This window comes from Mycobacterium sp. NGS56 (assembly GCF_059812425.1).
In genome coordinates this window covers 329331-349188 of record NZ_JCALCQ010000003.1, presented here as the reverse complement: position 1 = coordinate 349188, position 19858 = coordinate 329331, and the positions used below count along the sequence as shown (strand labels likewise).

Sequence of the window (19858 nt, the reverse complement as noted above, 5' to 3'; positions counted from 1 at the left end):
CGTGCTGTTTGGCCACTACGACTGACATAAGTCAGCTTGATAACCGTTGACATGCTGTTCACAGGGTGCCTACGCTCAGCGAGCGCTCAGTCGTTGCGGCCATGCAAAGGAGTAGCAATGGCGCTCAAATCGCCGGCCGGGAAGAAGTATCGTGTAATCCAGTGGGGCGTAGGCAATGTCGGGACGGTGGCGCTGCGCCACTTCGCGCACAACCCGGCCTTCGAAGTCGTTGGGGTGCTTTGTAACCGCCCAGAAAAGGTCGGCAAGGACGCGGGGGAACTCGTCGGCACCGCACCGATCGGGGTGCTCGCCACCACCGACAAAGCCGCGATCGAAGCGCTCGACGCCGACTGCGTGTTCTACGCGCCGTTGTGGTCAGACCCCGACGAGGTCTGCCGGCTGCTGCGCGGGGGCAAGAATGTCGTCGCCTCGGGCGGTGCGTGGTGGTTTCGAACCGAACACAGCAAGGCCGACATCGACAAGATCGACGCGGCATGCCACGAGGGCGGGACGTCGTTCCACGCGGGCGGCGTCAACCCGGGCTTTGCCGGAGACCTGCTGGTCCTGACCCTGGCCCGCATCGTCAGCCGGATCGACGCGATACACATCTACGAGGTGGTGAATTTCGGCAAGGACACCTTGAAGTACCTGCACGAAATGGGCATGGGGAGCGACCCCGAAGAGTTCATGGCCGGACCGAACCTGCTGGGCAACGCGTGGCCACTGTTCGCGCAATCGATGGCCATGGTCGTCGATGGCTTCGGGAAGACGGTCGACAGATACACGACCGACGTCGAGCTCAGAACGGCTAGCCGTGACATTCCTTATGAAGGTGGGCCGTCCAGTGACATGCCGGGCTTCAAAGGCACGATCAAGAAGGGCACCGTCGCCTCGCAGCATCACAAGTGGACGACGTGGGTCGACGACAAGCCCCTGATCACCTTCCACGAGATGTACACCATGGATGAATACGATGCCATTGAGCCGCAGCCGGATTGGGGCGGACACTATCACTACCGCATTGTCATCGAGGGTGACGAGCCCACCGAGCTGATTCTGCAGGCGCCGGCGGATCCCCAGGGCAATTACCCCAAGCCAGGCTATACCTGGACCGCGATGGGCCCGGCGAACACGGTCCCGGCGGTCTGTGAGGCCGCACCGGGCTTCATGACCCACAAGGAGCTCGGATTGGTGCCGCTGCTCGGCGTGGTGCGTTAAGCGTAAGGCATTGCAGCATCAGGGCTTTAAGCTGCGTAAAGTCCTCGCCACGTAGTCTTCCAGCAGGGCGTGCCCTGTCGGCCAGTGGTTGGTGGTGATTAACAGCGCGTAGAGGCCGAGCAGAAAGAAGACCGCACTATTCATGGGATTGACGTGCCGGTCCGTCTCACCGCGTTGTTGGGCGTGTTCGATTTCCCGGGCGACCAACACGATCAACGGGTGGTCGCGGCCGTCTTCGGTCTGCGGTCGGGTCTGCGAGAAGTGCAACGCGAGAAAGTCATTGAAGAGCAGGTCGCCGAGCCGGCGTTCCAATCCGACGACCAAGCGGACCGCCTGGTTCAACGCGGAAGCCAGATCGTGCTTGGACTTGAGGAATTGCGCGAACTGCTTGGCTATCCGTTCCTCCTCGCGGCGCTCCAGTTCAAGCAGCACATGCTCTTTGGTGGGAAAGTGAAAGAAGAAGGTTCCGTGTGCAACTCCTGCGGCGGCCACGATGGCACTGACATCGGCCTCGGCCATGCCGGCGCGGGCGAATTCGGCGATCGCGGCGCCCATCAAACGCTCCCGCGTCTGCAAGCGCTTGGCTTCTCGCGCCGACAGCCGGTCCGTCACGGCCATTGCTATCCTTCACTGTTGACCTGACTCATGTCAGAATTCCGTGGGCTATCGCATTCATTATGCCGTGCTGGCGCCAAAAATGCTGGATAACTTGATCATTGTTGGACGATCGGCAGTGCGCCACAGCTCGAACTCGTAGGCTCGTTGACTTTAGTCAGCAATCTTCATAGATTGAACGGCGCACACATCACGCGCGATCGAGGGAGCCCGTTATGGCATTGGAGCAATTCCGGCTGGACGAGCAGGTCGCGATCGTGACGGGCGCCGGTAAGGGCGTCGGAGCGGGCATCGCCCGGGTGTTGGCGGAGGCGGGCGCCACGGTCGTCGGGACCGCACGCACCGAGGCGGATATCGTCGGCACGATTGAGGGTATCGAGGCAGCGGGCGGCACAGGTATGGCGCTCGTAGCGGATGCGATGAGCCGTCCCGACGGAGAGCGCGTCGTGAACAGCGCTGTGGATCGCTTCGGCCGCATCGACATCCTGGTCAACAATGTCGGCGGTTCCACCTATGCGCGGTTTTTGGATATCACCGACGAGGATTTCCGGCACACCTTCGACTGGTGTGTGACGTCGGCCTTCATCATGAGTCAGCTTGTGGCGCCCCACATGCTCAGCGCCGGACACGGTTCCATCATCAATATCTCGTCGGGCTCGGCACGTTTCGGCATCCGGGCGCTGACCGCCTATTGCGTTGCCAAGGGCGGCCTGGAAGCGCTCACCCGCGCAATGGCACAGGAACTCGCCCCGAAGATTCGCGTCAACGCCATCGCCCTGGGGTCCTTCGCCACCGACGGCCTGAAGGGCAGCCTGGATCTGATGCCCGGCTCATTGGAGAAGATGCAGGAGGCCACCCCGCTGCATCGGCTGGGCGACGTCGAGGACCTCGGACGCCTCGCCGTGTACCTCTGCACGCGCGATTGTTACGCGACCAACGCGACCTTTCACGTCGACGGTGGCATCGACTCGAACAATTCTCCGCTGCCGATACCGGATTACTGACCTTGGAATGAACGCGTCATGATGGGTTTTCGCCCACCGCCGAAAGGACGAGGCTAATGCGCAGAGTCATTCAATTCTCCACCGGAAATGTCGGTCGGCATTCGTTGCGCGCCATCATCGGCAGGCCAGACCTCGAACTGGTCGGCGTCCACGCGGCCAGCGCGCAGAAGGTCGGTCAGGACGCGGCGCAGCTGTGCGGACTGGCAGAACCGACCGGCATCGTCGCCACCGACGACATCGACGCGCTGGTCGGCCTGGGCGCCGACTGCGTGGTTTACACATCGCAAGGTGAGACCCGGCCGATGGAGGCCATCGAGCAGATGTCGGAGTTCCTCGCGGCCGGTACGAATGTCGTCGGTACGTCGATGGTCTGGCTGGTCACGCCGCGGCACGCCGATGATTGGCTGCGGGAGCCGCTGGAGCGTGCCTGCGCGGCAGGCAACGCCTCGCTCTACGTCAATGGCATCGACCCCGGTTTCTCCGGCGACACGCTGGTGCACTCGGCGGTCAGCCTGACCACTCGGGTCTCTTCGATCACGGTGCAGGAGATCTTCGACTACGGAAACTACGATGACGCCGAGTTCACCGGCGCCGCAATGGGGTTTGGAACAACGCCGGACGACGATTCGCCGATGATGTTCCTGCCCGGCGTGATCGTGTCGATGTGGGGAGGCCAGGTCCGCAGCCTGGCGGACCACCTCGACATCAAGCTCGACGACGTGCGTCAGCGCGTCGAACCGTGGTACACGCCGCAACGCATCGACTGCACGATGATGACGGTCCAGCCGGGGCAGATGGCCGCGGTGCGCTTCGCCACCGAGGGCGTGCGCGACGGCGAGCCGGTGATCACCCTCGAGCACGTCACCAGGCTCACCACCGCGGCGGCACCCGACTGGGAGTTCCCGCCCGACGGTCACACCGGTGTTCACCGTGTCGTCGTGGAGGGGGAACCGCGGGTGGAAATCAACACCCACGTTTCCCATCCTCTGTTCGATTCCACCGATGCCGGCTGCATTTCGACGGCCGGCCGCGTGATCAACGCGATCGACTGGGTGTGCCGCGCGCCCCAAGGCCTGATCGGGGTAGAGGACATTCCGCTGTCCGCGACGATGCGCGGGTTGATGTGGAACGAGCGGTAGCCGGATCCGTGGTATGACAACATCACCCCCGGGACGCGTTGCCGGTAAACGCATTCTGATCACCGGCGCCGCCCGCGGCATGGGGCGCAGCCACGCGCTGCGGCTTGCGCAGGAGGGCGCGGACGTCATCCTGCTCGACATCTGCGAATCCCTGCCGCACATCGAATACCCCCTGGCGACAAAAGATGACTTGGCCGAAACTGCCGAGTTGGTAAGGGATTTGGGTCGGCAATGCGTGAGCGGCATAGTCGATGTTCGCAACGAGGCGCAATTGCGGTCCGCGGTCGATGCCGGCGTCGACGAACTTGGAGGTCTCGACGGTGCGGTGGCCAATGCCGGTGTTCTCACGGTGGCGCCCTGGGACCGGACAACTGCCGACCAGTGGCGCACAGTGGTTGACGTCAATCTCATCGGGGTGTGGAACACCTGCGCGGCAGCGATACCGCACCTGCTCAACCAGGGCGCAGGCAGCCTGGTCAACGTCAGCTCGGCGGGTGCCGTCAAGGGATTCCCACTGCAGACGCCCTACACGGCGGCCAAGCACGGGGTCGTCGGCTTGACGCTGGCGTTGGCCAATGAACTGGCGGCACAGAATGTGCGCGTAAATACCGTGCTTCCCACCGGTGTCCCTACCGGGATGGTTCCACCGTCGTTCGGACCCCTCTTGGGTGAGCAACGGTCCGATCTGATCCCCATCTTCGTGAATGCGATGCCCACACCGGCCGTCGAGTGCATCGACGTCAGTAACGCAGTGCTGTTCCTGCTATCAGACGAATCCAGGTATGTGACGGGGCTGGAGTTCAAGGTCGACGCGGGAGTGACCATCAACTAGAACCTGCCTCGAAGCGCAAAATCGCGTCAAGCCCATAGGCTGGGCCGCAGATGACCATTCGTTCGTCGGCCGAATTTCGTGTGTCGCGCTGCCTACGCGCGCGGTAAGGGATACAAATAGCTGACTTCTAAAAGGAGAGCCTTATGAATACGGTGCGGATGTCCGCGCTCGGCTTGACGGCTACCGCGGTGCTGATCGGCGCGACGGTGATGGGCTGCAGCGGGGACAAGAGTTCCACGGGATCATCGGGTTCGGCCTCGTCATCGCCAACGTCGTCGAGCTCCGCGACCAGCGCGCCACCGGGAGCGCCGGCGGACTACAGCCATCTGCTGATCAAGCCCGGCGACGTCGGCCCCAATGCCACCGCCGACGGGCCGCCGAGCCAGAATCCCAGCGGCATCGCCGGCGTCGGACAGGTTTTCAAGAACCCCGACGGCAAGCGCACCATCATGGACACGATCGCGGTGTTCCCCGACGCGGCCACGGCCACCCAGACCGCGGCGAACATGCGCGATGTCGTCGGCAAGAAGGTCAATGGCCAGCAGCAGCCCATCGACGTCGGCGCAAACGGGTTCATGGTGATCGGCCAGGGAACCGACCCGGCCAACCCGATGGAGATCTCCGAGGCGGTGTTCGTTGTGGGCAGGACCATGGTCGACCTCGAGTCCGACTGTGTCATCGGCAATCCCACGCCGGCCGATGTGATGCTCGATCTCGCCCGTAAGCAAGAGGCCGCGGTCAAAGCGGGCTTGCCGGCTGGCTGATCCGTCAGGAGATCACAGGAGCCAGCCGTCCGGCTGCACCTCATAACGCAAGGCGGCGGCCGGCGGCAGCGGCCGCCGTTCGTTGACCGATATCGCGTCGATGACCAGGGCGACATAGCGCCGCCAACCATCGCTGCGCGCATCCATGGTCGATAACACGCTGAAAAGCATCGCGACCAGGCGGGGCAGATCGTCGGTGACGAGGTCGGCGCGGATGCTGCCGGCTCGCTGGCCCGCGCGAGCGAGCTCGCCGAGCGCGGCGTTAAGCGACACCGAGATGTCGGACGTGAGTGATCCGGCCCGGCGCGCGGCGGTCAGCAGGCTGTGTTCGCGCGCCCCCAGCGAGATCGCCGCTTCGATCAGTTGAGTGAGGCCGTGCAGCGGATCCTTGGCGAGGCGGGCGCTGTCGATCACCGGGGTGAGGTCCTCGGCGATGCTTTGATCCAGGGCAGCGCGCACCAGGTCGGCCTTCGCCGGAAATCTGCGGTAGAGGGTCCGCTCACCGACGCCCGCACGGCGCGCGACGGCCTCCACCGGGGCATCGGGCCCCAATTCGCCATACACCTCGCGCGTCGCGCGCAGGATGCGCTCGACGTTGCGCGCCGCGTCGGCCCGCAACGGCCGGTCCTCGACCGCGGTCATGGCGACAGCCTAACTGACGGTTGACTGCCAACCCCCGTCGCTTTACGCTCTACAACTGGCAGGCAGCTGACACTTAATGGGAAACGCGGGTTATGCCAATATCATTCGATACTTCTGACTCCCGCTCCGATGCTGGTCTGCCGGTGCTGCCCATCCCGCGGCCGGCGACCTGCCCGCTCGCGCCCCCGCCCGAGTTCGCGGATTGGCGGGATCGGCCCGGGCTGCGGCGGGCGATGTTCCAGGGCAACCCGGTCTGGGTGGTCAGCCGCCACGAGGACATCAGGGCCGCGCTGGTCGATCCCCGCTTGTCCGCGAAGACCATTCCGGACGCCATCTTGCCGAGGGACGGCGACGACAACGTCGCGGTGATGTTCGCGCGCACCGATGATCCCGAGCATCACCGGTTGCGTCGCATGATGACGAGCAACTTCACCTTCCGGCGGTGCGAATCGATGCGGCCGCACATTCAAGACATGGTCGATCACTATCTCGGCCAGATGATCGACCACGGTGCCCCGGCCGACCTGGTCCGCGAATTCGCCTTGCCGGTGCCGTCGACGGTGATCGCGCTGCTGCTGGGGGTGCCGACCGACGACCTCGAACTCTTCCAGTTCAACACCACGAAGGGGCTTGACCAGAGATCCACCGACGAGGAGAAAGGCAAGGCCTTCGGCGCCATGTACGCCTACATCGAGGAGTTGGTGGAACGCAAGGTGCGCGAGCCCGGCGACGACTTGATCAGCCGCCTGGTCACCCAATACGTGGCGACGGGCCAACTCGACCGCACCACCACGGCCATGAACGCCGTGATCATGATGCAAGCCGGCCACGAAACCACCGCCAACATGATCTCGCTGGGAACGGTTGCGCTGCTGGAACATCCTGATGTCTTCGAGCGACTCGGCCAGACCGACGACACCGCGGTCGTGGCGAACATCGTCGAAGAGCTGATGCGCTATCTCAGCATCGTGCACACCCAGGTCGACCGGGTTGCGACTGAAGACCTGGTCATCGGCGGTCAGCTGATTCGCACCGGGGAGTATGTGCTGATGAGCTTGGCCGCCGGGAACTGGGACACCAAATTCGTCGACAATCCCGAATCCTTCGACGCCGACCGAAACACCCGCGGGCACTTGGGCTTCGGGTACGGCGTCCATCAATGCATCGGGGCGAACCTTGCCCGCGTTGAAATGCAGGTCGCGTTCACTACGTTGGCGCGCCGACTGCCTGGACTCAAACTGGCGGTGACACGCGAACAACTGAGATTCAAACACGCCAACATCTACGGCATGAAAGAACTTCCGGTGGGTTGGTGACGATGGTGGGTTGGTGACGATGTCGGTCGACCAGTTGCGATTCGACGGCCAGGTCGCCGTGATCACCGGCGCGGGAAACGGTCTGGGCAGGCAGTACGCATTGCTGCTGGCGTCGCGTGGCGCGCGCGTCGTCGTCAACGACATCGGCGGTTCGGTGACCGGGGACGGCTCCGACGCCGCGGTCGCGGGCGCCGTCGCCGGCGAGATCCGCGACCTCGGCGGTGAGGCGGTCGCCGACTGCCACAGCGTCACCAGTCCCGAAGGCGCGCAGGCGATCATCGACACCGCCCGGAAAGCCTGGGGCCGAGTCGACATCGTGATCAACAACGCTGGAATCGTGCGCGACGCGCCGTTGGAGGACATGACCGCCGAGGAGTTGGCACCCTTGTTGGATGTGCATTTGAAGGGCGCCTTCTACGTGACGAGGCCTGCGTGGAAAGCGATGTGCGAGCAAGGGTATGGCCGCATCCTCAACACCTGTTCGGCAGCCGGAATATTGGGCGCTGCCGGCATGAGCAACTACGGCTCGGCCAAGACGGGATTGATCGGCCTGACGCGCGTTCTCGCGGCCGAAGCTGCCGGCCGCGACATCAAGGTCAACGCCATCGCCCCGATCGCGTATACCCGCATGCTTGCGCACTCCGTAGACGGTGCCGCGCGGCCCGACGATCCCGCTGCGCAAGCGGTGCTGGATGACTTGGTCACTGCGTACCTACAGCGACTGGATCCGGCATCGGTGGCTCCCGTGGCGGCGTACCTGGCCCACCGGGACTGCCCGGTGTCGGGGGAGATCTATACCGTTGGGGCAGGCCATGTCTCACGGTTCTTCATCGGTCGGACAAAGGGCTTTTACCGCCCCGGATTGTCCATCGAGGACGTGCGCGACCACCTGGACGAGATCCGCGACGAGGCCGGCTACACCGTGCCGGGCGGAACCGCCGACGAGATGAGCGAGCTGTTCGCGACCATCATGGCCGGCTTCAGCAGCTGAACGCCGCGCCGACACCATCCGGGGGTGGTGTCGACTTCAGGCAGCCGAACGGCTCGATGCCGGCGGGGCTGAATTTGGCCGCCGACTGGTGGGCGTAGTCAACGCAATACAGGCCGGTTTGGTCCGCGCGACACCGGTAGTCGCCAAAAGATAGCGAAGCTCCGTTCGGGAGTTCTTCTCCGTTGCCGTTGATGAACGGACCGGGGTCGGCCCGGGCGGATCCGACCTGCAGGTTCATCCCGTCGAAGCTGATCCAACCGCCTTGCCATTTCCCGTAGACCGTCGCGGGCGCCGGCGGCGGGTTGGTCAGGCTTACCAGGCAGGCCAGCGCGCCACCGGTGTGCTTGGCATCGGTCATGCAGGAGACCTTGCCCGCCATCGCCGTCAGTGCGATGTCGTCGCCCAGTGGCGTGGCCACCCCGTCGCGGGTGGCCGTGTGGAACCGGCCTGGGTCGGCGGGCTGACCGGCCTCGATCCATGCGATGACGTCGGAGATTGCCGAACCCGCGGCCGGCGCGGTGGATGGTCGGGGTGGTGTGGTTCCCGGCGACCCGGTGCCGGTGGATGTCTGGGTGGTGGTTCCGGTGGGTTCCGAATGGCCGCCGGTGCCGTGGGAGCACCCGGCGACTAGTAACGACGCGGCGATCAGCGCAGCTATCCGCATTCAGTCAGGCTAACCGCCGCGCCGGGCAATTAAGGCGCTGCGCGCGCGTTACGACCGTCATGTCGGTTACCGTCGGGTTATGCATGACCGCACTGTCCGCGCACGCACGGCCATCGGGACGGTCGAAGGCTTCACCCGCGACGGGGTCACTCGTTGGCGGTCGATCCCGTATGCCCGACCACCGGTGGGAAGCCTGCGCTTCCGTGCGCCGCAGCCGGCCCAGCCGTGGTCGGGCGTCCGGCACTGTCATGGCTTCGGCAACTGCGCGCCCCAACAGCGCCGCTACACCCTGCTCGGCATGTCGGGTTTGGGAGGCCGCTACCAGCCGATGAGCGAGGACTGCCTCAACCTCAATGTCGTAGTGCCCGAGGGCGCGGCCGACGGACCGCTGCCCGTCATGGTGTTCATCCACGGCGGCGGCTATTTCCTGGGCAGCTCGGCGACGCCCTTGTACGACGGCGCGGCCCTGGCGCGCCGAGGATGCGTGTACGTGTCCGTGAACTACCGGCTGGGTGCACTAGGGTGCGTGGACTTTTCGTCGCTCTCGACACCCGAGCACACCATCGAGAGCAACCTGTATCTGCGCGACCTGGTGCTGGCGCTGCAGTGGATTCGCGACAACATCGCGGGCTTCGGCGGTGACCCGGACAACGTCACCATCTTCGGCGAGAGCGCGGGCGCGTGCATTACCGCTTCACTGCTGGCGGTGCCCGCCGCCGAAGGCTTGTTCGCCCGAGCGATCTCGGAAAGCCCGGCGTCGGGCCTGGTGCGGTCGAAAGAGGTTGCGGCGGAGTTCGCGAATCGCTTCGCCAACCTGCTCGGGGTGCGTAGGCAGGACGCCGCCAGCGCACTGATGCGGGCGTCCGCGGCGCAATTGGTCAAAACCCAGCACCGATTGATCGACGAGGGCATGCAGGACAGGCTGGGCGCCTTCCCGATTGGCCCTGTCTTCGGTGACGACATCCTGCCGATGGATCCGGTCGAGGCCATGCGACGTGGCAAGGCGCACCGAGTCCCGGTGATCGTGGGGACGAATGCCGAAGAGGGACGGTTGTTCACCCGGTTCCTGGCGATGTTGCCGACAAACGAGACGATGGTCGAAGAGCTGCTGGCCGAGGCGGATCCCGCGATCCGCGAACGCATTACCGCCGCATACCCCGACTATCCCGACCGGGAGGCCTGCATCCGGCTCGGCGGTGACTTCGCGTTCGCGTCGGCGGCCTGGCAGATCGCCGAGGCTCACGGCGCGCACGCACCGACATACCTCTACCGGTATGACTACGCCCCGCGCACGCTGCGGTGGTCCGGTTTCGGCGCCACCCACGCCACCGAGTTGCTCGCGGTTTTCGACGTCTACCGCACCAGGTTCGGCGCGCTGTTGACCGCGGCGGCGGACCAGCGGGCCGCGTTGCGCGTCAGCAACCAGGTGCAGCGGCGGTGGCACGCGTTCAGCCGCGCCGGGGTCCCGGGCGAGGACTGGCCCCTCTACACCGCTGAAGACCGAGCCGTGATGGTCTTCGACCGCAAGTCGCGCGTCGAGTTCGACCCATACCCACATCGCCGAATGGCATGGGACGGCTTCTCACTGGCGCGTTGACCTGGCACGCTAACCCCCATGCATGCCGAGACCGAGCAAGTCATCGAACGACCCAGTGACCTGACCGCCTCGTGGCTGGCCGCGGTCATCGGCACCGGACCCATCAGCGATTTCTCGGTGGAGCGCATCGGTACCGGCCAGATGAGCGAGTGCTATCGCGTCCGGCTCAGTTATGCCGAAGGAACCGCGGAGGGGCCCGAGTCGGTGGTGCTGAAGGTCGCGGCCACCGATCCGGTCAGCCGGCAGACCGGCCTGGCGCTCGGTCTCTACGAGCGGGAGGTGCGTTTCTACGGCGACATCGCGCCACTGGGCGGACCAATCGCGCCGTGCTACCACGCGGCGGTCGACACCTCGACCGGGGTGTTCGATCTGTTGCTGGGGGATGCCGATCCGGCCGTCGTCGGCGACGAAATCGCCGGCGCCACAATAGAACAGGCTCACCTCGGCGTCGTAGAACTGGGCCGGCTGCACGGACCCCTGCTCGGCGACACCTCGCTGGCAGAAGCGCCGTGGCTCAACCGTGCGGCCCCGCTTAACCAGGCCATGATCACCCCGCTGTATGCGGGTTTCGTCGAACGCTACGGCGACCAGATCGCGCCGGAGCACCGCCTGGTGTGCGAGCGCCTGGTGGCCGCGTTCGACGGCTACCTCGCCTTGGAAAAGGAGGGCGCGGCGGAGGCGTCCCAGCCGGGGCGTGTCCAGGGCCTGGTGCACGGCGACTATCGCTTGGACAACATGCTGTTCGGTACCGACGGCGCGGATCGCGCACTGACGGTGGTCGATTGGCAGACCGTGTCCTGGGGCCCGGCCCTGACCGACCTGGCCTACTTCCTCGGTTGCGCGCTGCCCACCGAGGACCGCCGGCAGCACTACGATGCGTTGCTGCGGGCCTACCACGAGGCGCTCGGCCCGCAGGCGCCGCTCACCCTGGCCGACGTCGCCGACGGCGTACGTCGGCAGACCTTCTTCGGGGTGATGATGGCGATCGTCTCGTCGATGCTGGTCGAGCGCACCGACCGCGGCGACCAGATGTTCATGACGATGCTGCGGCGACACTGCGACCACGTCCTCGACACGGACGCGTTGTCCACACTGCCCCAAGCGGTGGCACCCGAGCCGCTGCGACCGTCGGCCGAGGACGAACTCGCCCACGATCCCACCGCCGAGCCGCTGTGGAGTGAGAGCTGGTACGCCGACTTCGTCGATGCGGCACAGGGATTGGGCGGGTGGTTTCGCCTGGGCCGAGTGGCCAACGAGCAGATCGCGTGGGTGCACGTGGTGTTGTGCGGACCCGACATGCCGACCGTCGCCGTCGACGCGCAAGTGCCGCTGCCGTCGGATCCGTGGGCCCTGCGCACCGATGAGGTCGAGCTCGCCCATTCCGCCCAGGCGCCCCTGCAGAGCTACCGCGTCGACGTCCGGGCGCGGGGCCAGGCTTACCCCGATCCGTCGGCGTTGTTGCGCGGGGAGCCCGGAACCCCGGCCGAGCTGGCCGTCAACTTGGTGTGGACCACCGATGGCACGCCGTACAAGTACGGGGTGACGACGCGTTATGAAATCCCTTGCACCGTCACGGGCGGCGTCATCATTGATGACCACAGTTATCGTCTGGAATCCGTTGCCGGCCAGCGTGATCACTCGTGGGGGGTGCGCGATTGGTGGGGCATGGATTGGATGTGGAGCGCGCTGCACCTCGACGACGGTACCCACCTGCACGCCGTGAACATCCGGATTCCCGGGTCGCCCGCGTTCAGCATCGGCTACGCACAGGATGGCGACGGCAAAGTCACCGAATTACAGACGGTGGACTCACGAGAGTCCTTCTCCGGCAATGGGTTACCGCTGGACGCGACGCTGGTGTTACAGCCCGCGGACATCACCGCGGAGGTCGAGGTGCGCGGTCAGGCGCCCGTCCGCCTCGTCGCGACGGATGGGCGGGTCAGCCAGTTTCCCCGCGTCTGGGCGGCGGTCAGCACCGCCGACGGACGTAGCGGTGTCGGCTGGCTGGAATGGAACCGCAACCTCGGCGAACAGACTTAGGTGAGTGGACCGGCCCCCGTCGTGGTGATGGGCGTCTCGGGATCCGGCAAGTCGACGGTGGGGGCGGCACTCGCGCGGCGTTTGCGGGTCCCGTTCGTCGACGCCGACACCCTGCACCCGGCGGCAAACATCGCCACGATGGCGGCGGGCGAACCGCTCGACGACGACGACCGCCATCCATGGTTGGAGCGGGTCGGCGACTGGTTGGCCACGCACCGCGACGGCGCCGTGGTGAGTTGTTCGGCGCTGAAAAGGGCGTATCGCGACCAGCTGCGCACGCACTGCCCGGAAGTAGAGTTCGTGCACCTCGCAGGTTCGGCGGAAGTGATCGCCGACCGGCTGGCAGCCCGCACTGACCACTTCATGCCGGCCGCGCTGCTGCGCTCGCAACTGGACACCCTGGAACCCCTCGGTCCCGACGAGGCCGGCCTGACCGTCGACATCGGGCCTGACGTCGACGCTATCGTGGATGCCGTCTTGAAGGGTTGCGGGTAGCCAGAGCCGATCCCAGTCGTGTAGCATTATGCTACAGCTTGTAACGAAATGTTGCATTGGAGGAAGCCATGGCCGAGGCTCTCGATCGTGTCACGCGGGTTGCGTCCGACCTGATGGATAGTGCGGCGGCGGAGGGTGCCCGCCAGAGCCGCTCGGCCAAACAGCAACTCGACCACTGGGCGCGGGTCGGACGAGCGGTGTCCAGCCAGCACTCCGCCTCGCGGCGACGGGTCGAAGCCGCACTCGCCGGCCAGCTGTCGACCAGTGCGCTCACGGTCGAGGAGGGCGTGGTGTTCAACGCCGAAATCTCCGCCGCCATCGAAGAAAGCCTGGCCCGTGCCAACTACGGGGCGACGCTGGCCGGGCAAGGGGTCACCACCGTAGCCCTCAACGACGACGGCGAGATCGTGGAGCATCGCCCCGACGGCGCCGCGGTGGTGCTCGCGGGCGGACGCTGATCCGGCGTTCGTCGGCGATTCGGCGGTCCGATGGATCGACTTGATCTGGTGGTCGGACCGAACGGCGCCGGTAAGTCCACGTTCATCGCGTTTACCCTGGCACCTTTGTTGCCCGGAAGCCTCGTGGTCAACGCCGACGAGATCGCGAGGCAGCGCTGGCCGGAGGATCCGGCGTCGCACTCCTACGACGCCGCCCGCATCGCCGCCGACACCCGCGCAAAACTGATCGAACTGGGCCGGTCCTTCATCGCCGAGACGGTGTTTTCCCATCCCTCGAAACTCGACTTCATCCACGCCGCCCGCGATGCGGGCTTCACTGTCGCGCTGCATGTGCTGCTCGTCCCGGAAGACCTCGCCGTCGAACGCGTCCGGCACCGCGTGACAGCAGGCGGTCACGACGTGCCGGAAACAAAAATTCGGCAACGCCATCGCCGGCTATGGACACCGGTCTCCGAAGCCATCGCTTTGTCCGACCTTGCAACGGTCTACGACAACAGCCGGCTTCGCGGTCCGCGCATCGTCGCACAACTCAGCGGCGGCCTGACCGTCGGTGCGCCAGAATGGCCCACCTGGGCGCCGCAGAACCTGCGGGCACGCTGGCCCGGCTAGTTCGACCCGCTACCACGGCAGCTTGCGGCGGCCCGTGTCGACCTGACTGCCCACTCGTTCGCGCGCGGTGTCAGCCAGGTCGCTGCCGCGCTGACGGGCGGTCTCGGCGAATTCCTCGCCGCGCGCCCGCGCTGTGCCGGCCAGCTTCTCGCTGCGCTTGCGGGCCTTCTTGGCCAGCTTCTCGCTGCGCTTGCGGGCCTTCTTGGCCAGCGGCGCGGCGCGGTCGGCGGCCTCGTCCGCGAGCTCTTCGCTGCGTTGCCGCGCCCTCTCGGCCAGATAGGCGGCGCGGTCGGCGGCCTCGTCGGCCCATTGCTCCCCGCGCTTGCGGGCCTTCTTCGCCAGCGGCCTACCACGCTCGGCCGCGGTGCTGGCCAGCTCCCGGCCACGTTCGATTGCCGCCTCGGCGTAGGGCGCACCTCGTTCCGCCGCGGTGCTGGCGAGTTCGCGGCCGCGTTCGAGTGCGGCCTCGGCGTAGGGGGCGCCGCGCTCTGCCGCGGTGCTGGCGAGTTCGCGGCCCCGTTCCGCGCCGATCTGCAAGCCGTGCGCGATTCGATCACCCAGCTCGGAGAAATCGGCATCGAAGGCCGAGTCGTCGGAACCGGGCCACGCTGATGACACCCGCTCGGAGAGCCGTTCCGCCGCACGCCGGCCACGCCACCCGAGGGACGGCTTGCCAGCAGTGTCGGCCGAGGCGATCAACAGTCCGCCCAGCAGGCTGAGGTCGGTGAGGAATTGCTGTCGTTTCTGAGCTTTGGCCACCGGGTCGCTTTCGTTCCAGAACGAATGCGTCCCTAGGTTGGCCGGCAGCACCGTGACCGCGAGCGCCGCCGAGGCGATGCGGGGGAGTTTGCCGGTGGCGAGCAGCAGTCCGCCACCGATTTGCACGACGGCGGTGATCTGGGCGACGGTCTCGGGGTCGCTGGGAATGCTGCTGCTCACCGAATCCGGCAACGCCTGAAGGCCGTCCACTGCCGGCGCGGCGGCCTCGGCCGCCGATTTGGGATTGAGCAACGAATTGACGCCTTGCCCGATGAATGCCACTGATAACAGGGGTCGCGCGATTCTCCTGAGCACCATGGCCGGTGTATTACCCGGCTGCCTGTCGAGCAAACCGTTGCGTCGATATCCCCAGCTAGACGGCCGTAGACATCGAGGTGCGCCCCGATAGGGTGGAGCGCGTGCGAGCGTTGATCATCGTCGACGTGCAAAACGATTTCTGCGAGGGCGGCTCCGTGCCGACGGCCCGCGGCGCCGCGGTGGCGTCCGCGATCAACGAATATCTGTCCGGTGACCGGGGCTATCACTACATCGTCGCGACCCAGGACTTTCACATCGACCCGGGTGATCATTTCTCCGACCACCCCGACTATTCCTGCTCCTGGCCCGTGCACTGCGTCGCCGGAAGCGAGGGCGCGAATTTCCGCCCGGAACTCGACATCCGACGCGTCGATGCCGTCTTTCGCAAGGGTGCTCACTCCGCGGCGTACAGCGGTTTCGAGGGCGTCGACGAGAAAGGGACGACGCTGCTTGGGTGGTTGCGGCGGCGGGGGGTGAACGAGGTCGACGTTGTCGGCATCGCCACCGACTTCTGCGTGCGGCGGACCGCCGAGGACGCCGCAGCCGCCGGCCTGGCCACCCGGGTCCTGGTGGACCTGACCGCGGCCGCCGCCGTGGACTCGGCCGCCGAAGCGCTGACGGAAATGCGCTCCGCCGGCATCGAGTTGGTCGGGAGACCGTAGTGGTGGTGCCGCTGGACCGGGAACGTCTGCTCGCCGCCGTAGAGCGTTCGCCGCAGGCGGCCGCCGCGCACGATCGCGCCGGGTGGGTGGGACTGTTCACCGGTGACGGCCGGATCGAGGACCCGGTCGGCTCGCGACCGCACGTGGGGCATGAGCAGATCGGGCGTTTCTACGACACGTTCATCGGTCCACGTGACATCACGTTCCATCGCGATCTCGACCTCGTGGTCGGCACGACGGTGGTGCGTGACCTCGAGCTGGAGGTGGCGATGGGTTCGGCCGTGACCATGTACATTCCCGCCTTCCTCCGCTATGACCTCCGAGAAGCCAACGGAGAGTGGAAGATTGGCGAATTGCGTGCCTACTGGGAGCTTCCCGCCATGATGTTGCAGTTCCTCCGCACCGGCTCGGGTGCGGTGGGCCCCGCGCTGAACCTGTCCAGGGGTCTGTTGCGCAACCAAGGCTGGCGCGGGACCGCGGGTTTCATGACCGGATTCCGGCGAGGGGGAGCGCGTCACCAGCAGCTGCTGACGGCGTTCCTCGACGCCGTAGCACGGAAAGACAGCTTTGCTGCGGCGCGGGTGCTGTCCTCAAATGCCGCAATAACTTTGGGTGATCGCGACCCTCTCGAACTGGCCGAGTTGGTGGAGCAACTGGAGGGAGCCGGCGCAATCAAGATGAACAGCGCGGGCCCCACCGTGGCGGTGTCACTGAACTCGAGTCACGGGCGCGCCATCGTGTTCGCCGATGTGGCGTGGCGCGGCGATGCCATCAACCGGATCAGGTACTTTCCCGCCTGATCCAACGTGTTGTCTCACCGAGCCACCATCAGCGCCAGCGACGCCGCGGACAGGCACAAGAACGCTCCGGGAAACGCGATATTGTACAGGACGTGCGCCCTCAGGTGCGTAACCACCGCACCGACGAAAAACGCAACCAGGCCGGCGGCGGCCGCGATGCCCAATTGCCGCGGCCCCAGCAAACCGACAACGATCCCGACGGCGCCGGCCAACTTCACGGCGCCAAGGGCCGGTAACCAGGACCGCGGGACCCCGACCTCGGCAGAGTTCGCCAGGACGAATCGCGCAGGAACCAGGTCGGCGATGGCGATCGCGGCGGTGATTGCGGCGGTAATCAGTGTGATGACGACAAGTGCGGTGTTCATCTGGATCAATCCCTTGTCGCGCAGCAAATTCCGCAGCGGCGAGTCGAGTGCGTGCGCTGCGCGTCGCGGCGCACAATCGGTAAGGTCATGGTGCTGTCTCCTTTGCCTCAGGAAGTCTGTTGGACGCGGTCATCTTCTTGACGACTCTCGTGCGGAAAAGGTGACCCATGAGCGCAACAAGCGATTTAGCGGATCTGGCGGCGCGTTTCGACGCCGACCGACGACATCTGAGGTCGGTGGCGTTCCAGCTGCTGGGCTCGGTGGACGACGCCGACGACGCCGTGCAGTCGGCGTGGCTCAAGGCCAGTCGTGCCGACTTCAATGCCGTCGAGAATCTCACCGGTTGGTTCACGACCATCACCGCACGCGAGGCGTTCGACCAGCTTCGGGTGCGCAAGCGGCGCGCCGAACAACCGATAGCCGGGACCGAGGAGCTGGACCGGCTGGCCCAGACGGCACCGGCCGACGAAGACACCCTGCTGACGGAGTCGGTGAGCAGCGCGCTGCTCGTAGTGCTCGACCGGCTGTCCCCGGCGCAGCGCGTCGCGTTCGTGCTGCACGACGTCTTCGCGATGCCGTTCGAACAGATCGCCGCGGTGATGCATCGGTCACCGGACGCGACCAAAAAGCTGGCCAGCAGGGCGCGTAGCCGTCTTCATGCCGAGCCGGCCGACCCTGGGCGCCGGACGGCCACGCACCTGAAGGTGGTCGAGGCGTTCCTGACGGCCTCACGCGGCGGTGACATCGCGGGCCTGCTCGAACTGTTGGCGCCCGAGGTGGTGCGCACGGTCGACCCGGCGCTCGTCCCGGCCGACGTGCCGACAACGTTGCGCGGCGCCCGCGAGGTCGCGGTGGAAACTCGTCGGTTCGCGCTTCGAGCACGCGCCGGTGCTGTCATGCTCATCGACGGGGCACCGGGCATCGTGCTCGCGGCCCGCGGGCGCGCTCAAGTCCTGCTGGTGATCGGCATCGGCGCCGACGGTCGCATCCACACGATCGACATCACCGGCAATGCCGAGCGAATCCGTCGGACCGCGTTGACGCTGCCGCGGTGGCCGATCCAGGAACATCACAAGCTCATCGGGTACCAAGGACGTCAGACACAGTCGGCCGGAAAGCCGGCTACGGGGCAAGGCCGGGAGAGTCATGCTCGATAAGCCGTTCGGACGGCGCAACCTGCTGCGGGGCGCAGGCGCGCTGTCCGCGGCCGCGCTGGCACCGTGGCCGGCCGGGTGTGCGCCCGAAGACGACGCCCTCACCTTCTTTTTCGCGGCCAACCCCGACGAGCGCGACGCAAGGATGCGGATCGTCGACGAGTTTGCGCGCCGTCATCCCGATATCAAGGTTCGGCCGCTGCAGTCCGGTCCGAGCGTCATGCAACAGCTTTCGACGTTCTGCGTCGGCGGCAAGTGCCCCGATGTGCTGATGACGTGGGAACTGTCCTACGCCGAGCTCGCCGAGCGCGGTGTCCTGCTGGACATGAACACGCTCTTGGCACGCGACAAAGCGTTTGCCGACCAGCTCAAGGGCGACAGCATTCCGGAGCTGTATGAAACCTTCACATTCAACGAAAAGCAGTACGCGCTGCCCGAGCAGTGGTCGGGCAACTACATGTTCTACAACAAGCGGCTCTTCGCTGAAGCCGGCGTGCCGGCGCCGCCCAAAACGTGGGAACAGCCCTGGGACTTCAGCGAATTCCTGGACGCCGCGCGCGCTCTGACCAAGCGTGACGCAGCCGGACGGGCCGCGCAGTATGGCTTCGTCAACACCTGGGGTACCTACTACTCGGCCGGCCTGTTCGCGATGAACAACGGCGTTGCCTGGTCCAACCCGCGGCTGAATCCGAGCCACTTCAACTTCGACCAGGGGCGGTTCCAGGAAGCGGTACAGTTCTACGCCGATCTGGCCAACACCTACCGGGTTGCGCCCAGCGCATCGGAGACCCAGTCGATGTCGACACCCAATCTTTTCGCGGTTGGACGAGCGGCGATCGCGCTCGGCGGTCATTGGCGCTACCAGACCTACATTCGGGCCGAGGATCTGGATTTCGATGTCGCCCCGTTGCCGGTCGGCCCCGCGCTGGGAAAGGGTCACGCCGCGTGTTCCGATATCGGCGCAACCGGACTGGCCATCTCGGCGAGCAGCCCCCGCAAGGAGCAGGCGTGGGAATTCGTGAAGTTCGCGACCGGTCCCATCGGGCAAGCGTTGATCGGTGAGACGTGTCTGTTCGTTCCGGTGCTGCGCTCAGCGCTGCGATCGGACGGATTCGCCAAGGCTCATCGACGGCTCGACAATCTCAGTGTGCTCACCGAAGGGCCCGCCCTTTCCCAAGGCTTGCCGATCACGCCGGCGTGGGAGAAGGTAAATGCCTTGATGGACCGCAACTTCGGTCCCATCCTGCGAGGCAACCAGCCGGCCAGCTCGTTGAACGGATTGTCTCGCTCCGTGGACGAAGTGCTGCGCAGCCCATGACCTCGACCGACGCGGCCGGCGCGATCGCCCCGGCCAGGAGGGCCCGGAAGGACAATAGCCCTTGGCGACGGCACGCGTGGGCCGGTCGGTTGTTCGTG

21 protein-coding genes are annotated in these 19858 nt (G+C 66.0%); 16 read left to right on the top strand and 5 right to left on the bottom strand.

Annotation, left to right across the window (positions count from 1 at the left end; genetic code table 11):
- Positions 1–117 precede the first annotated feature (117 nt).
- Positions 118–1218 (top strand): NAD(P)H-dependent amine dehydrogenase family protein, encoded by a 1101-nt coding sequence (locus AC5Y4F_RS11830; RefSeq protein ID WP_499996838.1) that lies wholly within the window; start codon positions 118–120, stop codon positions 1216–1218.
- A gap of 18 nt (positions 1219–1236) precedes the next feature.
- Here AC5Y4F_RS11830 and AC5Y4F_RS11825 read toward each other — a convergent pair whose 3' ends face one another.
- Positions 1237–1836 carry a TetR family transcriptional regulator gene (locus AC5Y4F_RS11825; protein WP_499996836.1) on the bottom strand — a complete coding sequence of 200 codons (600 nt, stop codon included), beginning with the start codon at positions 1834–1836 and terminating at the stop codon, positions 1237–1239.
- A 212-nt stretch (positions 1837–2048) separates the two neighbouring features.
- On the opposite strand from AC5Y4F_RS11825, the gene AC5Y4F_RS11820 reads away from it, so the two are divergent.
- The 4 genes from AC5Y4F_RS11820 to AC5Y4F_RS11805 all read left to right on the top strand — a co-directional run bounded on the left by AC5Y4F_RS11820 (position 2049) and on the right by AC5Y4F_RS11805 (position 5572).
- Positions 2049–2837 carry an SDR family NAD(P)-dependent oxidoreductase gene (locus AC5Y4F_RS11820; protein WP_499996834.1) on the top strand — a complete coding sequence of 263 codons (789 nt, stop codon included), beginning with the start codon at positions 2049–2051 and terminating at the stop codon, positions 2835–2837.
- A gap of 56 nt (positions 2838–2893) precedes the next feature.
- Complete coding sequence (locus AC5Y4F_RS11815) at positions 2894–3976, top strand: NAD(P)H-dependent amine dehydrogenase family protein (protein WP_067930917.1); 1083 nt, start codon at positions 2894–2896, stop codon at positions 3974–3976.
- 13 nt (positions 3977–3989) lie between these two features.
- A complete protein-coding gene (locus tag AC5Y4F_RS11810; protein ID WP_067930914.1) occupies positions 3990–4808 on the top strand; it encodes a mycofactocin-coupled SDR family oxidoreductase in 819 nt (272 codons plus the stop codon).
- 143 nt (positions 4809–4951) lie between these two features.
- Entirely contained in the window at positions 4952–5572 is a 621-nt protein-coding gene (locus tag AC5Y4F_RS11805) for a hypothetical protein (RefSeq protein WP_067930911.1), read from the top strand.
- Positions 5573–5584: 12 nt separating this feature from the next.
- Here AC5Y4F_RS11805 and AC5Y4F_RS11800 read toward each other — a convergent pair whose 3' ends face one another.
- The gene (locus AC5Y4F_RS11800; protein WP_067930905.1) at positions 5585–6214 is read right to left on the bottom strand and encodes a TetR/AcrR family transcriptional regulator; all 630 of its coding nucleotides are present in this window, start codon (positions 6212–6214) and stop codon (positions 5585–5587) included.
- A 92-nt stretch (positions 6215–6306) separates the two neighbouring features.
- Here AC5Y4F_RS11800 and AC5Y4F_RS11795 point away from each other — a divergent pair, with 92 nt between their 5' ends.
- Together AC5Y4F_RS11795 and AC5Y4F_RS11790 are read left to right on the top strand one after the other, a co-directional pair.
- Positions 6307–7530 carry a cytochrome P450 gene (locus AC5Y4F_RS11795; protein WP_082947448.1) on the top strand — a complete coding sequence of 408 codons (1224 nt, stop codon included), beginning with the start codon at positions 6307–6309 and terminating at the stop codon, positions 7528–7530.
- A gap of 19 nt (positions 7531–7549) precedes the next feature.
- Positions 7550–8521, top strand: a complete 972-nt coding sequence (locus tag AC5Y4F_RS11790; protein WP_499997072.1) for an SDR family NAD(P)-dependent oxidoreductase — start codon at positions 7550–7552, stop codon at positions 8519–8521.
- Here AC5Y4F_RS11790 and AC5Y4F_RS11785 read toward each other — a convergent pair.
- A complete protein-coding gene (locus AC5Y4F_RS11785; protein ID WP_067930899.1) occupies positions 8511–9185 on the bottom strand; it encodes a hypothetical protein in 675 nt (224 codons plus the stop codon). The genes AC5Y4F_RS11790 and AC5Y4F_RS11785 overlap by 11 nt on opposite strands.
- A gap of 79 nt (positions 9186–9264) precedes the next feature.
- On the opposite strand from AC5Y4F_RS11785, the gene AC5Y4F_RS11780 reads away from it, so the two are divergent.
- The 5 genes from AC5Y4F_RS11780 (at position 9265) to AC5Y4F_RS11760 (ending at position 14384) form a co-directional block, all read left to right on the top strand.
- On the top strand, positions 9265–10782 hold the full coding sequence (locus AC5Y4F_RS11780) for a carboxylesterase/lipase family protein (RefSeq protein WP_499996828.1): 1518 nt from the start codon (positions 9265–9267) through the stop codon (positions 10780–10782).
- An 18-nt stretch (positions 10783–10800) separates the two neighbouring features.
- A complete protein-coding gene (locus tag AC5Y4F_RS11775; protein WP_499996826.1) occupies positions 10801–12822 on the top strand; it encodes a DUF7064 domain-containing protein in 2022 nt (673 codons plus the stop codon).
- Positions 12823–13317 (top strand): gluconokinase, encoded by a 495-nt coding sequence (locus AC5Y4F_RS11770; protein ID WP_067939694.1) that lies wholly within the window; start codon positions 12823–12825, stop codon positions 13315–13317.
- A gap of 68 nt (positions 13318–13385) precedes the next feature.
- A complete protein-coding gene (locus AC5Y4F_RS11765) occupies positions 13386–13775 on the top strand; it encodes a TA system antitoxin ParD family protein (protein WP_067939697.1) in 390 nt (129 codons plus the stop codon).
- A 30-nt stretch (positions 13776–13805) separates the two neighbouring features.
- Positions 13806–14384, top strand: coding sequence for an ATPase (locus AC5Y4F_RS11760; protein WP_499996824.1), 579 nt, complete (start codon positions 13806–13808; stop codon positions 14382–14384).
- Positions 14385–14393: 9 nt separating this feature from the next.
- On the opposite strand, the gene AC5Y4F_RS11755 is transcribed toward AC5Y4F_RS11760, so the two are convergent.
- Positions 14394–15461 carry a DoxX family protein gene (locus AC5Y4F_RS11755; protein WP_499996822.1) on the bottom strand — a complete coding sequence of 356 codons (1068 nt, stop codon included), beginning with the start codon at positions 15459–15461 and terminating at the stop codon, positions 14394–14396.
- Between the two features lie 101 nt (positions 15462–15562).
- On the opposite strand from AC5Y4F_RS11755, the gene pncA reads away from it, so the two are divergent.
- Positions 15563–16123, top strand: coding sequence for a pyrazinamidase PncA (gene pncA, locus AC5Y4F_RS11750; RefSeq protein ID WP_082947807.1), 561 nt, complete (start codon positions 15563–15565; stop codon positions 16121–16123).
- On the top strand, positions 16123–16923 hold the full coding sequence (locus AC5Y4F_RS11745; RefSeq protein ID WP_499996820.1) for a ketosteroid isomerase family protein: 801 nt from the start codon (positions 16123–16125) through the stop codon (positions 16921–16923). Before pncA ends, AC5Y4F_RS11745 begins: the two co-directional genes overlap by 1 nt.
- A 14-nt stretch (positions 16924–16937) precedes the next feature.
- Here the strand turns inward: AC5Y4F_RS11745 and AC5Y4F_RS11740 are convergent, their stop codons facing one another.
- Positions 16938–17288, bottom strand: a complete 351-nt coding sequence (locus tag AC5Y4F_RS11740) for a DoxX family protein (protein ID WP_067939777.1) — start codon at positions 17286–17288, stop codon at positions 16938–16940.
- A gap of 167 nt (positions 17289–17455) precedes the next feature.
- Here AC5Y4F_RS11740 and AC5Y4F_RS11735 point away from each other — a divergent pair, with 167 nt between their 5' ends.
- Complete coding sequence (locus tag AC5Y4F_RS11735) at positions 17456–18445, top strand: sigma-70 family RNA polymerase sigma factor (RefSeq protein ID WP_499996817.1); 990 nt, start codon at positions 17456–17458, stop codon at positions 18443–18445.
- Positions 18435–19760: an ABC transporter substrate-binding protein gene (locus AC5Y4F_RS11730; protein ID WP_067939713.1), complete on the top strand. Its 1326-nt coding sequence runs from the start codon at positions 18435–18437 to the stop codon at positions 19758–19760. The genes AC5Y4F_RS11735 and AC5Y4F_RS11730 overlap by 11 nt, the downstream gene beginning before the upstream one ends.
- Positions 19761–19858: the final 98 nt, after the last annotated feature.

Coding starts and splice junctions, on each gene's coding strand:
- AC5Y4F_RS11830 (WP_499996838.1), top strand. CDS start 118: ATGGCGCTCAAATCGCCGGCCGGGAAGAAGTATCGTGTAATCCAGTGG.
- AC5Y4F_RS11825 (WP_499996836.1), bottom strand. CDS start 1,836: ATGGCCGTGACGGACCGGCTGTCGGCGCGAGAAGCCAAGCGCTTGCAG.
- AC5Y4F_RS11820 (WP_499996834.1), top strand. CDS start 2,049: ATGGCATTGGAGCAATTCCGGCTGGACGAGCAGGTCGCGATCGTGACG.
- AC5Y4F_RS11815 (WP_067930917.1), top strand. CDS start 2,894: ATGCGCAGAGTCATTCAATTCTCCACCGGAAATGTCGGTCGGCATTCG.
- AC5Y4F_RS11810 (WP_067930914.1), top strand. CDS start 3,990: ATGACAACATCACCCCCGGGACGCGTTGCCGGTAAACGCATTCTGATC.
- AC5Y4F_RS11805 (WP_067930911.1), top strand. CDS start 4,952: ATGAATACGGTGCGGATGTCCGCGCTCGGCTTGACGGCTACCGCGGTG.
- AC5Y4F_RS11800 (WP_067930905.1), bottom strand. CDS start 6,214: ATGACCGCGGTCGAGGACCGGCCGTTGCGGGCCGACGCGGCGCGCAAC.
- AC5Y4F_RS11795 (WP_082947448.1), top strand. CDS start 6,307: ATGCCAATATCATTCGATACTTCTGACTCCCGCTCCGATGCTGGTCTG.
- AC5Y4F_RS11790 (WP_499997072.1), top strand. CDS start 7,550: ATGTCGGTCGACCAGTTGCGATTCGACGGCCAGGTCGCCGTGATCACC.
- AC5Y4F_RS11785 (WP_067930899.1), bottom strand. CDS start 9,185: ATGCGGATAGCTGCGCTGATCGCCGCGTCGTTACTAGTCGCCGGGTGC.
- AC5Y4F_RS11780 (WP_499996828.1), top strand. CDS start 9,265: ATGCATGACCGCACTGTCCGCGCACGCACGGCCATCGGGACGGTCGAA.
- AC5Y4F_RS11775 (WP_499996826.1), top strand. CDS start 10,801: ATGCATGCCGAGACCGAGCAAGTCATCGAACGACCCAGTGACCTGACC.
- AC5Y4F_RS11765 (WP_067939697.1), top strand. CDS start 13,386: ATGGCCGAGGCTCTCGATCGTGTCACGCGGGTTGCGTCCGACCTGATG.
- AC5Y4F_RS11760 (WP_499996824.1), top strand. CDS start 13,806: ATGGATCGACTTGATCTGGTGGTCGGACCGAACGGCGCCGGTAAGTCC.
- AC5Y4F_RS11755 (WP_499996822.1), bottom strand. CDS start 15,461: ATGGTGCTCAGGAGAATCGCGCGACCCCTGTTATCAGTGGCATTCATC.
- AC5Y4F_RS11740 (WP_067939777.1), bottom strand. CDS start 17,288: ATGAACACCGCACTTGTCGTCATCACACTGATTACCGCCGCAATCACC.
- AC5Y4F_RS11735 (WP_499996817.1), top strand. CDS start 17,456: ATGAGCGCAACAAGCGATTTAGCGGATCTGGCGGCGCGTTTCGACGCC.
- AC5Y4F_RS11730 (WP_067939713.1), top strand. CDS start 18,435: ATGCTCGATAAGCCGTTCGGACGGCGCAACCTGCTGCGGGGCGCAGGC.